The organism is Roseobacter sp. YIN89 (assembly GCF_057219365.1).
On record NZ_JBXVVD010000004.1, the window covers coordinates 576,957 to 592,997 of the forward strand.

The 16,041-nt window shown below is 57.1% G+C and carries 17 protein-coding genes; 14 read left to right on the plus strand and 3 right to left on the minus strand.

Annotation, left to right across the window (positions count from 1 at the left end; genetic code table 11):
• Window positions 1–302 precede the first annotated feature (302 nt).
• The 7 genes from AC2D8V_RS18680 to AC2D8V_RS18710 all read left to right on the plus strand — a co-directional run bounded on the left by AC2D8V_RS18680 (window position 303) and on the right by AC2D8V_RS18710 (window position 6,177).
• Window positions 303–1,379 (plus strand): AI-2E family transporter, encoded by a 1,077-nt coding sequence (locus tag AC2D8V_RS18680; RefSeq protein ID WP_484735104.1) that lies wholly within the window; start codon window positions 303–305, stop codon window positions 1,377–1,379.
• Window positions 1,380–1,421: 42 nt separating this feature from the next.
• Entirely contained in the window at window positions 1,422–1,733 is a 312-nt protein-coding gene (locus AC2D8V_RS18685; protein WP_484735105.1) for an ElaB/YgaM/YqjD family protein, read from the plus strand.
• Between the two features lie 8 nt (window positions 1,734–1,741).
• On the plus strand, window positions 1,742–2,164 hold the full coding sequence (locus tag AC2D8V_RS18690) for a phage holin family protein (protein WP_484735106.1): 423 nt from the start codon (window positions 1,742–1,744) through the stop codon (window positions 2,162–2,164).
• Between the two features lie 586 nt (window positions 2,165–2,750).
• Window positions 2,751–3,098 carry a carboxymuconolactone decarboxylase family protein gene (locus tag AC2D8V_RS18695; protein WP_484735107.1) on the plus strand — a complete coding sequence of 116 codons (348 nt, stop codon included), beginning with the start codon at window positions 2,751–2,753 and terminating at the stop codon, window positions 3,096–3,098.
• 112 nt (window positions 3,099–3,210) lie between these two features.
• A complete protein-coding gene (locus AC2D8V_RS18700) occupies window positions 3,211–3,822 on the plus strand; it encodes an HdeD family acid-resistance protein (protein ID WP_484735108.1) in 612 nt (203 codons plus the stop codon).
• A gap of 99 nt (window positions 3,823–3,921) precedes the next feature.
• Complete coding sequence (locus tag AC2D8V_RS18705; RefSeq protein WP_484735109.1) at window positions 3,922–5,106, plus strand: MFS transporter; 1,185 nt, start codon at window positions 3,922–3,924, stop codon at window positions 5,104–5,106.
• A gap of 72 nt (window positions 5,107–5,178) precedes the next feature.
• Window positions 5,179–6,177 (plus strand): aldo/keto reductase, encoded by a 999-nt coding sequence (locus AC2D8V_RS18710; protein WP_484735110.1) that lies wholly within the window; start codon window positions 5,179–5,181, stop codon window positions 6,175–6,177.
• A gap of 527 nt (window positions 6,178–6,704) precedes the next feature.
• On the opposite strand, the gene AC2D8V_RS18715 is transcribed toward AC2D8V_RS18710, so the two are convergent.
• Together AC2D8V_RS18715 and AC2D8V_RS18720 are read right to left on the minus strand one after the other, a co-directional pair.
• Complete coding sequence (locus AC2D8V_RS18715) at window positions 6,705–7,019, minus strand: DUF3775 domain-containing protein (RefSeq protein WP_484735111.1); 315 nt, start codon at window positions 7,017–7,019, stop codon at window positions 6,705–6,707.
• A 232-nt stretch (window positions 7,020–7,251) separates the two neighbouring features.
• Entirely contained in the window at window positions 7,252–8,586 is a 1,335-nt protein-coding gene (locus AC2D8V_RS18720) for an NAD(P)H-dependent oxidoreductase (protein WP_484735112.1), read from the minus strand.
• Window positions 8,587–8,742: 156 nt separating this feature from the next.
• On the opposite strand from AC2D8V_RS18720, the gene AC2D8V_RS18725 reads away from it, so the two are divergent.
• Window positions 8,743–9,081 carry a hypothetical protein gene (locus tag AC2D8V_RS18725; protein ID WP_484735113.1) on the plus strand — a complete coding sequence of 113 codons (339 nt, stop codon included), beginning with the start codon at window positions 8,743–8,745 and terminating at the stop codon, window positions 9,079–9,081.
• Here AC2D8V_RS18725 and AC2D8V_RS18730 read toward each other — a convergent pair.
• Window positions 9,044–9,940, minus strand: coding sequence for a LysR family transcriptional regulator (locus tag AC2D8V_RS18730; RefSeq protein WP_484735114.1), 897 nt, complete (start codon window positions 9,938–9,940; stop codon window positions 9,044–9,046). The two genes, AC2D8V_RS18725 and AC2D8V_RS18730, sit on opposite strands and share 38 nt — an antisense overlap.
• A 245-nt stretch (window positions 9,941–10,185) precedes the next feature.
• Here AC2D8V_RS18730 and AC2D8V_RS18735 point away from each other — a divergent pair, with 245 nt between their 5' ends.
• The 6 genes from AC2D8V_RS18735 to AC2D8V_RS18760 all read left to right on the plus strand — a co-directional run bounded on the left by AC2D8V_RS18735 (window position 10,186) and on the right by AC2D8V_RS18760 (window position 16,041).
• Window positions 10,186–10,812 (plus strand): glutathione S-transferase family protein, encoded by a 627-nt coding sequence (locus tag AC2D8V_RS18735; protein ID WP_484735115.1) that lies wholly within the window; start codon window positions 10,186–10,188, stop codon window positions 10,810–10,812.
• Between the two features lie 57 nt (window positions 10,813–10,869).
• Window positions 10,870–12,510, plus strand: a complete 1,641-nt coding sequence (locus tag AC2D8V_RS18740; RefSeq protein WP_484735116.1) for an FAD-binding oxidoreductase — start codon at window positions 10,870–10,872, stop codon at window positions 12,508–12,510.
• A gap of 144 nt (window positions 12,511–12,654) precedes the next feature.
• Entirely contained in the window at window positions 12,655–14,064 is a 1,410-nt protein-coding gene (gene hydA, locus AC2D8V_RS18745) for a dihydropyrimidinase (protein WP_484735117.1), read from the plus strand.
• Window positions 14,061–14,450: a VOC family protein gene (locus AC2D8V_RS18750; RefSeq protein ID WP_484735118.1), complete on the plus strand. Its 390-nt coding sequence runs from the start codon at window positions 14,061–14,063 to the stop codon at window positions 14,448–14,450. The genes hydA and AC2D8V_RS18750 overlap by 4 nt, the downstream gene beginning before the upstream one ends.
• Entirely contained in the window at window positions 14,447–15,121 is a 675-nt protein-coding gene (locus AC2D8V_RS18755) for an aspartate/glutamate racemase family protein (RefSeq protein WP_484735119.1), read from the plus strand. Before AC2D8V_RS18750 ends, AC2D8V_RS18755 begins: the two co-directional genes overlap by 4 nt.
• Window positions 15,121–16,041 carry a dihydrodipicolinate synthase family protein gene (locus AC2D8V_RS18760; RefSeq protein WP_484735120.1) on the plus strand — a complete coding sequence of 307 codons (921 nt, stop codon included), beginning with the start codon at window positions 15,121–15,123 and terminating at the stop codon, window positions 16,039–16,041. Before AC2D8V_RS18755 ends, AC2D8V_RS18760 begins: the two co-directional genes overlap by 1 nt.

Below are 16,041 nucleotides of genomic sequence, written 5' to 3' on the forward strand. Positions count from 1 at the left end.
TCTGAAGTTGTCCGCGGTTGCGAGATGTAGTTGTTTTGGGCCCAAGCGGTAAACTTTATCTGTGAGCTGCCGCCAAACGGGTCAAAGCTACAATTTGTGCGATATGCTCGAATAACTGCATTGAACCCGAACCTGACAATGTTGATTGCTCTCTTGCGTGCGCCGCTTTTCTGGAACGACGTACCAATTAAAGATTGGAACCTGCAAGAAAATGCCCTTTGAATGGGTCACAGGTAGAACTGTCATATTGATGTGATGTACCGGCGTTGCAAAAGGTTTCATGAGAATGCAGGGACTGATCCATGAAGGCTGAAGCACGCGAACTTCTCGAAAGACTTTTGCCAATTGGTGCGATTGCAATTGTCTTCTTGATGGGCGCGCTGACCCTCAGCCCCTTTGCGCCAGCGCTCCTTTGGTCTGTTTTTGTTTCAATTGCACTGCATCCCTTGCACGTCAGCCTGTCGGGACGGCTTGGAGGTCGTCGCGGATTGGCAACAGCGGCCGTCATCATCGGTTTGATCTTCTTTGTTCTGATCCCGATGCTTTTCCTGGTGCGATCCGTCATCGCTGTTTTTCCAGAAGTCGCGATACTGCTTGTTGAGGGCGGACATCTGGAAAATCTCGGGCTGGATTTGCCTGCAAACATGCCACCAACATGGGTCGATCTGTGGAATGGACTGCGAGATGACTTCGAGGCTGTCCGACGCCTCGTAGGGGATGATCTTAGGCTTCTTTTATCGACATTAATGTTGGAAGGGCGGCTTATCGGCCATTTTGTGCTCGAATTCCTGCTGGGATTGATCCTTGCGGCAGTGATCTTGCAATATGCGGAGCCTCTCATCCGGCTTTCCACCAAGGCGTTCGAAAAACTGGGCGCCGCGCGCGGCCTGCAACTGGCAATGCGTTCTGTTTTGACAGTTCGCTACACCGTTCTCGGTATCCTTGGCTCGGCAGCTGTTCAGACGGCGATTGCAGCTTTTGCATTTGTATTTGTTGGCGTCCCGCATTGGCCGCTTCTCGCGTTCGCCACGTTTTTGCTGGGCTTGCTCCAAGTCGGGCCGATACTCATTTGGGGGCCGCTGGCTGCGTGGCTTTGGCTGGACGGTCAGACGGGCATGGCAATCTTCCTCGTCGTATGGGGGCTTTTCGTAGTCGGGCTGTCTGACAACGCGGTTAAGGCAATTGTGGTCGCGCGCGGAGCCAACTTGCCAACAACGCTGGTTTTCCTGAGCGCACTTGGTGGTCTTATCATATGGGGTGTCGTCGGCATCTTCTTGGGGCCTGTCATACTGGCGCTATGCCTCGAACTGATCTTATGGTGGCTGGAAGAAGACACCACCGCGCCCCCGGATACGGCTGCGCAAAAAGTGGAAAGCTGATTGTGCCAACCGATTAGTCCGATGAAATTTAGGGAGCCGTTCATGGAAGAAACAACGCGCAACACCAGCCGGGACGACTTGGAAAAGCAATTCCAAATTATTCAGGATGACATAACAAAACTTTCGAAGCTGCTGTGCGATATTGGCGATGAGAAAGCCGGAGAAAAACGAGACGCGGCGCTTGCAGAGGCTGCCGAGCTTCTTGAAAAATCCCGTTCTAAAATAAACGAGGGCAAGCACAAAGCGCGTCAGGCAGCATCGTCAATCGAAGATTATATTCACAAGCAACCCGTTCAATCCGCACTGATCGCGCTTGGCGTCGGATTTCTGGTTGGCATGATTACGCGCCGCTGAGGTACAGAATGATTAAAAATCTCGTTCACATTTTTCTGCAGGCACAAGCCGGCAATGTTCGTCGCAAGGCCAAAGGAGCCATTCTGGAGGCGGCAGCCTTGGGCATGATGGGACTATCGGTCACTTTATTCTTTTTGGGTACGTTCCTGTGGCTTTCCGTCCGGATGGAGCCTTGGATGGCGGCGGTCTTGCTTGGAATGCTGGCACTTCTGGCAGGGATCATTCTTATGCTTGTGGGGCGATCGGTCTTCAGGGGCAAAGAAGCTGATCCGCATGAGCAAGCAATGTCGGTTGTGAAAGGCTTGGGACTGCTTACCGAAGACGGCCAGACAAGTTCGGGCAAAGCCGGAACAGAGCAGGAGACGGGGCCGGTTATGGTCGCGTCAGCTTTGGCGGCAGGCCTCATACTTGGGCGATCCATAAATCGCTGAACGCGCTTTTCGCCGCAATCGCCAACCTTATCATGACGTTCAAGATGAAGTCATAATTTGCAAGTCAGGCGAACGATCGTATTGTCTGCGAGCCGGTCATCGCCGTTTGTGCCGCCAATCGCTGATCGGATGCAAAGCAGATACCAGCGCAGGAAGCCTTTTGAAGGGCCAGAGCCCAGAGAAAATTTGAGATTTCGCGGGGAAGTGACCGCGACCGTCCCAAGGTACCTATCTTTGGCCCGCGCGCGGCTGGGCGGGCCGCAGGTGTGCAAGGTATTCCGTTGCGTCTGGTGCGAGACACGCAGCCGTGGAGCCAATTTCGCGTCCTAGATCAAGAATGCGTGCGTCGATTTTCTGACGGCCGCTTGGGCTTCTGGGGTATGCAGTGGCCTAGCGGTATCGCGTCGTACAACGCCGTTTCAGGAAGCGGCCTGTGTAAACACCCTGCCGCGTTACAAGATCTATCTGCGGGTACTGCAGGCTGCGGTGCTCAAGGGATAAACGGTCTGGCTTGATCCAACTCAAATCGAGTTGCCGGAGCAGGTGGTAAAGCAATAAGCGAGTGAAGTTTTCAAGGGAGTAAGAAATGAGCGCAACGTCATACCCAGAGTTGACAGACGGGATTTCAAAACAAATCGGCCAACTGCGGAAAGGCATTCCCGATACCATGAAAGGTTTCTCTGCCATGGCGCAGGGGGCTACCGCGGACGCCGCGTTGGACGAAAAAACCAAAGAGTTGATTGCGATGGGAATTGCCATTGCACTGCGGTGCGATGGCTGCATCGGGTTTCATACAAAGAGTCTTGTCCGGCTCGGAACTACGCGGCAGGAATTTGAAGAGATGCTGGGCGTTGCGATTTACATGGGCGGCGGTCCGTCGTTGATGTATGCAGCGCAGGCTTTGGATGCATGGGAGCAATTCGGCGGCGCTTAGTCTGAGGCCCTCGCCGTGACAAAACTTGGCCAAGTGATGTCTTCGTTTCATGAGTGAAGACTAAACGCTCTGTGTGCGTTAATGTCTCTATCAGTCAAGCAAGAGGCATCACATGGACAAGCCCCGAACGCCACATGCCGAGATCGTCGATGACGACCGACTGGACGCGCGCGAAGCGCTAAGCGAACGGCTGGCGACCGTTTGGTGGACTTTTTTCTTGCGCGGGTTGCTCGCCGCCGGTGTCGGGCTCGCCGCCTTGTTCTGGCCCAGTGGTAGCATTTCGCTCTTGCTTCAACTCGTCGGTATTCTTCTGATCGTCGATGGTGGACTGACCCTGTTCGGATTGGGGCGCAGGGGCGCCGCTGGCAGCATCGGAATCGGTGCGATCATCATCGGTTTGGTGTTGCTGATCTGGCCCGAGGGAACGGCACGCTTTGCCTTTGCGTTGTTGGGCGCTTTTGCGCTTCTGATCGGCATCGGTTCTTTGCTCACGTGGAGGCAATTGCCGGAAGGAGATCCCGAGCGTGCTACCACGCGCACCGCCAGTTTTGTTGCGCTGCTCGTAGGGTGCGTTCTCATCTTCTGGCCGGGCTCAGGGCTGGTTGCCCTCGGGTGGGCCATTGCATTCGGAGCGCTGGCGGTATCCGTTATGATGTTTTTGCTGGCATCGCGGTTCAAAGGCGCGAATGAACGCCTCAAGACAAAGGTGATTAATCCGCGCTGAAAATCGAAAGCAATACAGAAAAAGGGTGCTGCCCTCGACCGCGCATGGCGCACAATCAGTGCCTGAAAACGACGGACATACGCAAGAGGAAGTGAATTTTTGGATCAACGTTACCGGGTGGTTTTTGGTGCGTGTCTGACGCAGTTTACCGTAATCGGTCTTCTTTTTACGTACGGGCTGTTCTTCAATCCACTGCAAAACGAGTTTGGTTGGTCGCGAACATTTTTGTCCAGCGCCGCCTCACTGGCTTTTTTCATGATGGGTGTGCTTGCAATACTGGCGGGCCGCATGAACGACAGATTTGGCCCACGCATCGTGATGGGCGTCTGCGGTGTTGCGTATGGCATCGGGTATCTTCTGCTGTCGCAGGTTACCGCGCAATGGCAGGTGCTTGCTATCTTTGGCGTCTTTATCGCGCTCGGTCTGGGGGCCCACGACGTTGTAACGCTTTCAACCATTGCCCGTTGGTTTGCAAAACAGCGCGGGATCATGTCGGGCGTGGTTAAGACCGGTACTGCCATCGGGCAGATTTCGATGCCGCCGCTTGCAGCTTTTCTGTTGCTCACATTCGGATGGCGTCATGCGTTGATCGTCCTTGGAGCGGGTGCGATTGTTTTGCTTGTTATCGCCTCGTTTTCTATGCGCAAACCGCCGGAACATGAGGGGGCCGACACCGGCAGGCAATCCAACGGGACAAGCTTTTCCGAGGCGCGAACATCACGCGTATTCTGGTCGCTTTGCGCGATCCAGTTTATGTTTTTCCCTTCGATGATGACTGTACCCACGCATTTGGCAGTGCACGGAACAGACTTGGGCATGACAACTGCAAAAGCCGCGACGCTCTTGTCGGTGCTTGGCACAACCAGCATCGCGGGGCGTCTGACGGTGGGTTTGCTGGCGGACCGTATAGGAAGCAAACGGGCTTTCCTGATGTGCTTTACCGTACTTTTGGGAAGTTTGATTGCGTTCATCAACGTTGCCGCGCATGGCCCGTTGTTTGTCGTGGTTGCCTTTTACGGGTTCAGCCACGGTGGTTTATTTACTGTCGTTTCACCGCTCGTTGCCGAATATTACGGGATGCGATCACACGGGTCTATTTTCGGCACGATCCTTTTCTTTGGCACAATCGGGGGAGCCATCGGTCCGATTTTGGCGGGGTGGATTTTCGACGTGTACGGCACGTATCAATATGCGTTCATGCTGTTGGCCGGGATGGCTGCGGTTGGGCTTGCGCTGGTGTTATCTTTGCCCGGGAAAGCACAAGCCGCAGTGGTTTTTGACTAAACAGCCCTAGTTTTTTTCGGAGCAGCGATATGCGCTATAAGGGCAGCCCATTCAGATGACTAAAGGAAGAACATGGAAAAACGTAAACTAGGTGCAAACGGACCTGAGATCGGGGCCATCGGTTATGGCGCAATGTCGTTCTCTGACATGTACGGGCCGACAAACGAGAACGAGAGCCATGCGATCCTTGATATGTGTCGTGACCTTGGCGTCACGCATCTGGACACCGCAAACGTCTACGGGATGGGGAAATCTGAAAGTGCCATCGGGACGTATCTGAAGGCCAATCCGGCAGCGCGCGATGAGTTTGTCATTGCAACCAAGGCGACGATCACGCGTGACGCAGATGGAAATCGTATTTTTGACAACTCGGCAGAGCATCTGGAGGCCGAACTGGACAAGTCGCTGCAACGTCTCGGACTGGATTGTGTCGACCTGTTTTATGCGCATCGTCGCGATCCACGCATGACGCCAGAAGAAACGGCGGCCAATTTGGGCCGGTTGGTTGAGAAGGGCAAAACCAAAGCAATCGGGCTTTCCGAAGTGGCGCCAACCACCCTGCGCCGCGCCATGAAAGCATTTCCGATCGCAGCCGTGCAGTCCGAATACTCTTTGTCGACGCGGTTTCCTGATCTTGGTCTGGTACAGACCTGTGCGGAACTTGGCGTAGCCATGGTGGCGTTTTCGCCTGTGGGGCGGTCGCTGCTTACAGACAATCCGATCCCTTCGGAAAACATCCCGAACCTGCCATTTCTGGCTGGCAACCCGCGCTTTATGGAACCAAATCTTTCGGAAAACCTGCGCATTCCGGATCGGTTCCGACAGCTTGCCGCCGAGATGGGCACATCCGCTGCAGGCTTGGCGAATGCATGGTTACTAAGTCGTGGGCCGCACGTCATCCCGATCCCGGGGACGCGGTCAGTGGAGCACTTCCGCGAGTGTGTGGCGGGAGCAGAGGTGCGCCTGACGAACGCAGACCTTGACCGCATAGAAGAGGTCTTGCCTGTTGGTTGGGCCCATGGGGATCGGTATTCAATCGAGCAGTGGACCGGGCCCGAGAGGTATTGCTGATGCACCGGGCGAATGCGTGGCCACACAAGAAAAATGCCGGTGAAATTTCACCGGCAAGTCTACTGGAGGGTTTGAGATAGAATTGAGAAGCTCAGCTCTAATGGTACCGGTTCACCATGGCTTGCATCTCGCTGCTGTGACGCAGCAAGTTAAGGAAGCTACCGAACAACTGCTGAGCGATCGAATGACGGTCGCCTGAGGGCTGACCAAATTCTCTGGATTGAATTTGAGGGCCTTGCATTGGTTTAGTCTCCGGAACTGGTGTTGTGCGTTTCTAGAATCATTTCTAGCCCCTTTTGGCCTGCTGGTCTGTGAACCAGTTCACGGATGTCGGGAAAGCTGTGTAATCGGAGCCGAAGGCGGGACTGCCAGCCGTTTGCGATCTCTGTGGCTGCTATCATTTATCGCGCGGCGAGGCGCACAACCGACAAGCAACTGGGTGGTGGCGCACAGCGGTTATTTCGCGTCGACCGGCGCGCACAAAACTGACAGGAAATTAGGACACGTATTCAACGCGCGGATTTGGGTTAGAAGTTTTCTTCGGCATCCGTGACATCGATACCGAGCGCATCCAAACCGCTTTCGAGATGCTCGGCGAGCCCGGGGATGCCGGAAAGGTAGCTTTCCGTGGGAGCAGTCGCTTCGCGCCGCGCTTCATTCCTCGCTTCTTTGAGTTCTTCGGGTTCAAAGCTGCCGCGTCCTATCCACATCAGGGCCACCAAGCTTGTTTTTTCGTCATCATTGAGGCCCGCGACATAGTCAAAAAGCTTTACGCTGTCTGGCCCATATTCACGGGTCAGCATGATTACTCGGGCTATTTTTCCTGTGCTAATATCAAGCATTCTTTGCCGCCTTGTCCTAAACCCATTCGTTTAACCATTAGGCAACCACAAAACGGGGCGTCCGTCGACCTTCGTCGCATTTCCGTCAGTGGCAGATTACAGCGTTCAGCGGTGATTTCTTATAGAGATATCGGACGCAACAGGCCGAATGACTGCCTAAGCCAGCGGCAGGCGACCGCGAAAGACTCGCATGTGGACGCAGTGGCGTGATGCGGGGGCAGAATTGGAATGGTCAGATCATTGCTTCACATTCGTTGCGCAGTTTCACAGCGTTCAAACTGTTGTCAATTTCAACGTCGTCGTAGGTCAAGATGGTGTCTGCAGGGACATCGCGGATCAGTTTGATGTCTCCGGTGAGGCCAAGGGGCAGCGCGCGCATGGGCACTGAAATTCGGCTGGGGCGTAACTGACCTGCGACGCAGTAACCGCCTTCTCCATCCAAAATCTCGCCCGCTTTCATGTCCTTTTTCGACACAGCGACGACGTCGGACCGGAACTCTTTACTTGTTCCCGTTGCTTCTTTGCGAATTCCAACCGATCCGACCGAGAGACCGAGTTCCAATCCTATGAGGTGGAAGCGCTTGAAGTTGCAGTAATAAAGGCCACTGTCGTCGGTTGAGACCATATATTCCTCAAAGCAATTTGCGACATAGTCGGTTGTCGCCTTTACGACGACCCACACACCCTGACGGATGTCATTGGGTATCAACGACCCGTCCTGTGCAAAACTTGAAATCACCTCAACCATGCCGGCCCTTTCCAACACGCCGCCCTCGTTTTTCGGGCGCATGAGGTTGGCAATATCGTCGATCGCGCCTGAAGGATAGGTCAGCCCGTTTGTCGGCGCATCCAGCCCTGTTGCATTGGATATCGCAGCACTTTCGATGGCCGGTTTTGTGCCATCCAGAAAGCTGTTGAACATCTTTGGGTTCAAACGTCCGCGTTCAGCTTTTTCCGCGGTCACCCCCCAGTAATCCCAAATCGTATCCGGCGTGGAAAAACGGTATTCCGGCTTCCACTTGTGCCCTCGACCGGCCGCCGCAACCTCGAAACCGCAACTGCGCGCCCAATCCACCAGCCCGACTGCCATAGCGGGTTGATCACCATAGGCTTGGCTATAAACGACGCCAGCCTCTTTTGCGCGTGCAACAAGTGCAGCACCGCAGACTGCGTCTGCTTCGACCGTTGCCGAGATGACGTGTTTGCCAGCCGCAAACGAAGACAGCGCGTGATCAACCGCCACGACGGGATTGCCGGTACACTCGACGACAATGTCGATGCCGTGATGGGCAATCAACGCCATTGCGTCCTGGCTGATATGTGTGCCGCCAGTGGCCAAGGCTGCGTCCAGAGATGCGGCCTCCATCTGCTCGACGGGCCATCCCGCGTACGCCATATTGGATTTGGCAACATCGACACTCAGGTCAGCAACACCGACGATATGAACGCCGGGGATGCGAAGCGCTTGGGCCAGAAACATTGTTCCGAATTTTCCCGCGCCGATCACGGCAACACGCAAGGGGTTGCCTTGTTCTTGGCGTGCCTGAAGTTGCTCGTATAAGCTCATGTGCGCTCCCCTTCGGACTGCAAAATTCTTTACATCAACATACCGGAGGTGGTGGCGTGCCGCATGTGCCTCACGGGTATAAAATTAACGCTGTTATAGCACTGAGAAGTATCACTTGCGACCGCAACCTTCCCTGCAATGGGTAAGGCGGCGGCCATGGCACGCAACTGCAGTCGGTATGGCAAAACTGTCCCAAAAGGCGTTCTGGTGCCAAGTGTGTCACCCGTCGTAGGCGGCACACTTGGCATCTATGCCCTGATGTGCGCCATGCGCCTGTTGTTTGCAATTACCGCGGACCTGATGCCGGATATTACACTTGCGGAAATGACGGGCGTCGTTCTGATCTCCTTGGGCTTTGTGGTAAGTCCGGATGCCCGAAAGACATGGTCGGTGGCTGTTTCAAGGGCAAACATGCCGGTGCAGCCGGACAGCGGCCCCCTCTTTTCAAGTCTGAGCGCTACCGCAGTACACGAATGGCACGCAGTCGTTCGGTAGCAAAGTCGATAAAGCTGCGCACTTTGGCCGCTGCCCGCCGCCCTTCAATATGTACCAGGTGTATCGGCAACGGCTCTGGTTCAAACGCGTCGAGCACGGTTTGCAGTCTGCCTTCTTCGAGATCAGGACCGATCTGATAAGAGAGCACGCGGCACAGGCCCCATCCGCTTCGGGCTACTGCAATACCCGCACCCATACTGCCGATAACAAGCCGCGGTTTGATACGCACAGCGTGGTTCTGATCGATCCCGAAGCGCCATTCGTTTTCGGGGCTGTTGGGTGAAGCAGAGACGATTTGGTGATTGGCCAACTCATCCGGTGAGGACGGGCGCCCGTGGCGTTCGAAGTATTCCGGCGCGCCACAGATTACGCGCCGCACCTCGCCGACGCGTACGGCAGACAGGCCGGACGAAGGCAGCGGCCCGATCCGCACGGCAATATCGAACCCTTCCTCGACCATGTTCACGATCCGGTCGAGTGTCAGTACCTCGGCGGTGACATGCGGGTGCAGATCAAGAAACTCTGTGACGATGGGCGCGACATAGATGCGGCCAAATTCGTGCGAGCACGTAATGCGCAGTTTGCCGACCGGGGTAGACGCCGCACCGGAAGCGGCATCGTCAGCGGCTTGCAATTGTCCCAACACATTGCGCGCATCGTCAAGATAGGCAGCGCCGACATCGGTTAACCTGACTTTGCGCGTGGTGCGGGTGAAAAGCCGTGCACCAAGATGCTCTTCGAGGGCGTTGACGCCGCGCGTCGCCGATGGGGCGCTGATGCGGAGCGCGCGCGCGCCGCCTGCAAAGCTTTGCGCTTCTGCGACTGCAACGAAAACCTCCAACGATTGTATACGGTCCATGAGACCTCCCGATTTTCGCCCATGCGCCAAACCCTACACTGGCACCCCAGCGTAAAAGTTAAGCGACCCGGACCGGGCCCGATAGTTTCGCAATTATAGTCAAAAATTGGAATAATGTATTTCAATTTTTCCATATTAATTTGTTTTTTGAAATTAACTATCTCTGTCCTGTCGCGGTCATTTGGGCGGCGCCAAGCCGAGAGAAGGGTCTCTCGCCACGTAACAACAATCGCAGGACCAATCATATGCCTACTCCCATCAAGTTGTACCGCACTCCTAAATCAGGCCATTCGCACCGGGTCGAGTTGATGCTCAACCTGCTTGGCCTGCCCTATGAAACCGTCGATTTGGACATGGCGAACCGTGCGCATAAATCGCCCGACTTTCTGAAGATCAGCCCATTCGGCCTTGTCCCTGCCATTGATGACGGCGGCCATACGCTGGCGGATAGCAACGCCATTCTGGTGTATCTTGCGCAAACATACGCGCCCTCGGGCGGCTGGATCCCCGCCGACCCGAAGGATGCAGCCGAGGTACAACGTTGGATGACGATCGCGGCGGATAACATTTACGCAGGCCCTTGTGCCGCGCGTCTGGTGACAGTGTTTGGCGCAGGGCTGGATCACGCGGCGGCGGTTCGCAAGGCACATGATCTTTTCAAGATCATGGAGGCACATCTTGACGGCAAAGAATGGCTGGCCACCGACCGCATCAGCGTCGCGGATGTAGCAGCCTACAGCTACATCGCCCATGCGCCCGAAGGGGGTGTCGATCTGGCCCCTTACGACAATATCCGCGCGTGGCTGAAACGGATCGAGGGCCAGCCCGGCTTTGTCGGCATGATCGCCTCACCCATCCCCGAACTTGCCTGAATTCTTGCGCACAGGTTGGTTCCAATCCTGCGCGGTGTCCCCGAAAGGAGAACCAAAATGACCCAGAACGATACGATCAACCCCTTTCACGCCGGAGAGTTGCAGGCCCAAAAGCGCGCCGGTGTTGGCGATGTCGCGCAATGGGCATCGGGCTTTGTTCGCGACCATCTGCCAGAGCAGCACCGGGCGTTTCACACGTCCGTCCCGTTTCTGGTCGCGGCGGCTGCTGACACAGAAGGGCGCACGTGGGTGACCATGGTGGACGGGCCCGAAGGTTTTGCAACCGCGCCCGACCCGCGCCGCCTTGAGCTTGCCACCCGGCTTGATGACACTGATCCGCTTGCGGGCGCATTTGCCAAAGGCACCGATATCGGCGTTCTCGGGATCGAGTTGTCGAACCGGCGGCGGAACCGTTTCAGCGGTACGCTTTCCAGCGGCGAGACTGGCTATACGATTGATATCTCTCAGACATTCGGAAACTGTCCGCAATACATACATGAGCGCGACTGGACGCGCGTGAAAAAGCCTGCAGCGCCTGTCGCGATGCGGGGCAAGGATCTGACGGATGCGCAAATTGCGCGGATCGCAGCGGCCGATACGCTTTTTATCGGGTCGGGCCACCAGACATCCCCCGGTGCGGCGTCAAATGGGTATGACGCGTCGCACCGCGGCGGGGCGGCCGGTTTTGTCCGTGTTTCGGGGCGGAGGTCGCTGAGCATACCGGACTACGCGGGCAACAACTTTTTCAATACGATCGGCAACTTGATCGCTGATCCGCGGGTGGGGCTGATGTTTGTCGATTTCCAGACCGGCGGGTTGCTGCAGCTATCAGGCCGCGCAACTGTCGAGTGGGCACCGCGAGATAGCCATGACCCCGAGGCGCTGCGCATGATCAACGTCGAGATTGACGAGGTCATAGACCGCCCGCAGGCCGTCGGGCTTCGATGGGAACGCAGACAGAATCTGACCCGCGCGTTGAAAGTCACGCGCCGGGACGCAGAAAGCGCTGGCATAACCTCCTTTTATCTTGCGCCCGCTGACCACTTGCCGCTGGCAACCTTTGTCCCGGGGCAGCATCTGCCCGTCGAAGTTCACCTGCCGGGCAGAGCCGAAAGTGCCAAACGCAGCTATTCGCTGTCCGGCGCCGCAGAGGATAAGCAAGCATATCGTCTGAGTGTTAAGCGAGAAGAAAAAGGACAGGTGTCACGCTATCTGCACGACCGTCTGCGTGTCGGTGACGAGATTGTAGCGCACCGCCCGTCAGGAGAGTTTCTGATGCCGGCGGGCACCGATCCCCTTGTGCTGATCAGCGCAGGCGTTGGCGTGACGCCAATGCTGTCGATGTTGCACGCGGTCGCAAATCAGCCCGCACGCCAAGCGTGGTTTTTACACGGCGCGCGCAATGGTAAGGAGCACGCTTTTCGTGACGAAGTCGCCCATCTGGTCAAAGATCACCAAAGGATCGGCCTGCGAGTGTTTTACAGCCAACCGGACAAAGATGACCAGCAAGGGCGTTGGGATTACACCACAGGGCGTGTGACCGCGCAGCATGTGCTGGACCTCAATGCCGGAGCGACCGCGCAGTATATGATCTGTGGCCCTGCCGCATTCATTTCCGAAATACGGCGCGGGTTGCAGGCGGGGGGGATCGCCGATGAACGTATCCACTTTGAGACCTTCGGGCCAGCTGCAAGTTGACGGCACATGGACGGGTGAGGCGGCGGTAGTTTTTGCAACCGCGCGCGCCCCGCGCCCGAAAAAACGCAACGCGTGGCCAGCCTGTGCTTCACATCACTTCATGGCCATGCTTAGCTTTGGGCATTGTCGAGGACGGAGACCGCAATGCCACCGCTTTACGATCTTGCTGTGCGCAATGGTCAGGTCGTTACGCCAAACGGGGTGATCGCCGCAGATTTGGGCGTCCGGAACGGTGTCATAGACGCCATCGACAATCATATCGGCCCTGCGCGGACGGATTTGGATGCGCGGGGCCAGTTGGTGTTGCCCGGCGGTGTCGATGTCCATGCCCATATCGAGCAAATGTCAGGCATGGGCGTCATGAACGCGGATACATTTGAGACGGCAACCCATTCGGCGGCCTGTGGCGGGACCACAAGCGTTGTCTGTTTTGCCGCACAGGCAAAGGGCCAGCGCCTGCGCGACGCGGTAGCGGATTACCAGCAACGCGCAGAACGCGGGGCCATGATCGATTACGCCTTTCACATCATTGTGTCAGACCCGTCAGTGCCGGAATTCGAGGAAGACCTCGCAGCGCTTATTCGCGACGGGCATCGGTCGATCAAGCTTTTTACAACCTATGACATCCGTCTTGGGGATGCCGAGATTTTGCGCGTCATGTCCGTGGCAAAGGCCGAGGGCGCGCTGGTGTGTGTCCATGCGGAAAATGACGCGATTATCACCCGCGCACGCAATGCGCTGATTGCCCAAGGTCGTCTGCGCCCGAGTGATCACGCGGCGTCGCGGCCCCGTTGGGCTGAAATCGAAGCTGTCGAACGCATTTGCCATTTTGCGCAGTACCTCAATCAGCCGGTTATGCTGTTTCACATCTCGACGCGCGAAGCCGCAGCCATCGTCGCGCGTCACCGCGCGCAAGGTGCACCCGTTTGGGCCGAAACCTGCCCGCACTACCTTTTGATGACACAGGACGTGCTGGATCAGCCTGAGGGGGGCAAATGGATGTGTTCGCCGCCCCAACGGACACCTGCCGATCAGGACGCGCTTTGGTCTGCGCTGGCCGAAGATGATTTGCAGGTCATCTCGTCTGACCACGCGCCTTACCGCTATGATGCCAGCGGGAAGCTTGCCGCAGGCCCCGACGCGGGGTTTCATCAGATTGCCAATGGGTTACCGGGGCTGGAGACACGTCTTCCTCTGATGTTCGACGCGATCGTGAGCAAAGGGCGCGGCACGGCAGAGGATTTTGCGCGGTTGACTGCAACGGCCCCCGCAGCTCTGCACGGATTGGCGCGCAAAGGGCGCATCGCCGTTGGCGCGGATGCGGACCTCGTCATCTGGAGCGCCGACAGGCAGGTAACCTATGGCGCGGATGATTTACACGACAATGTGGGTTACAACCCTTGGGAAGGAACCACTGTGACAGGCTGGCCTGAGACCGTTTTGCTGCGGGGTACCGTTTTGGTGGATGAGCGCGGCTTTCATGGTCGCGGTGGCGCCGGCGTGTGGCAGTCACGCCCGCAGCTGTCACCGCACCTGCAAGAGAAACTGAAATGAAAAGACCCCAAGACCCTGCATCATTGGCAATTACGTTTCTCTATTACAGAGACCTGCCTGCTGCCATGGCATTTTATGAAGAGGTCATGGGGCTGTCGCTTGCGATTGATCAGGGGTGGTGCAAGATCTATCGCCTCTGCGCGGGCGCGCACGTCGGTCTGGTTGACGAGACCAAAGGGATGAACAAATGGACACCGGAAAAACCTGTCCAGCTTTGCCTGCGTGTCGCGGATGTCGACGCGTGGTACGCTTATGCTCGGGATCGGGGTCTTGTGGGGCTGTCCGAACTGTTTGAAAACGACGCACTCGGGATACGCGCCTTTGTGTTTGATGACCCCGAAGGCTACCAGATCGAAATTCAGACAGCGACGCGTGAGGGCGCATGAACCCGCTTGTCGTTATAAACCCGAATGCGTCGCAGACGGTGACAGACGGGATCGACAAGGCGGTTGACCCGCTGCGCGCTTTTGGCCGCCCGATCCGTTGTCTGACGCTGGCACAGGGGCCGCCCGGGATTGAAAGCCAGTTGCAGGCGGATTTGACCATCGAACCGATGGTGCGGCTGGCCCGCGCTCAAAAGGATGCCGCCGGCTATGTTATCGCCTGTTTTGGCGATCCCGGATTGCACGCTTTGCGGGATGCGGTGTCGTGCCCCGTGGTCGGTATTCAGGAGGCCGCCGTCGCGTCGGCACTGATGCTGGGCCAGCGTTTTGGCGTCATTGCGATCCTGCCGCGTTCCATCCCGCGCCACCTGCGCGCTTTCGGAGCGATGGGTGTGCTTGACCGGCTTGCCGGTGATCGGGCCATCGGCCTTGGGGTTGCTGAATTGAGCGATCCGGATGTGTGTCTTGCGGCGATGATCGAAACCGGGCGCCGGTTGCGCGATGACGACGGCGCAAACGTCCTGATCATGGGGTGCGCGGGAATGGCGCGTTACCGTGCGCCGCTGGAAAAAGCGACGGGGTTGCCGGTGGTCGAGCCCTGTCAGGTGGCTGTTGCCACGGCTTTGGGGCAAATCGCATTGGGATTGGCGCCTCAGCGTGAGGGAGATGACTGATGCTGGATGAAACTGCGCGCGGTGTTTTCACCATTGCCGTGACCCCGTTTCGCGACAATGGCGAACTGGACCTGACCAGCGTTGACCGCATGACGGATTTTTACCTGTCAAAAGGAGCCACAGGGCTGACCGTGCTTGGAATGATGGGTGAGGCGGGCAAACTATCCGCTGACGAGGCGTTGGCGGTGATCAAACGGGTCGTTGACCGCACTGACGTACCGGTGATCGCCGGGGTCAGCGCGGCGGGCTTTGCGCCAATGCGCGCCTTGGCACAGGGTGCCATGGAAGCGGGGGCCGCGGGCGTCATGGTCGCGCCGCCACATACGCTGAATACTGACGCGCAGATCGTTGGTTACTTTCACGGCGTCGCCGAAAATCTCGGGTCGATCCCCTTCGTTCTGCAAGATTTCCCGCTTGCGACGGGGGTCACCATACCGGTGTCTGTGATCCTGCAGATCGTTGCCGACTGCCCGACCTGTGTCATGCTGAAGCACGAAGACTGGCCCGGCCTCGACAAGATTTCGGCCCTGCGCGCGGCATCTGATGCCGGTGCGCGTCGCATCTCTATCCTGTGTGGCAATGGCGGGCTGTATCTTCCCGAAGAAATGGCGCGTGGTGCTGATGGTGCCATGACCGGATTTTCCTATCCCGAGATGATGTCAGAAGTCGTTGCCGCGCATACCGCTCACGACACGGAAAAAGTTCGGGATATCTTTGACGCCTATCTGCCGCTCGCACGGTACGAGGCACAACCGGGTATCGGCCTTGCAATCCGCAAGCACATCCTGTGCCAGCGCGGTGCGATCGCCAGCGCGCATGTGCGCAAACCCGGCCCCGTCCTTGGTGGCGCCGCCCTGACAGAGATTGATCTTCTGGTTACGCGGCAGTCGGATAAACTTGCGGCCCTAGCGATCGGCTAG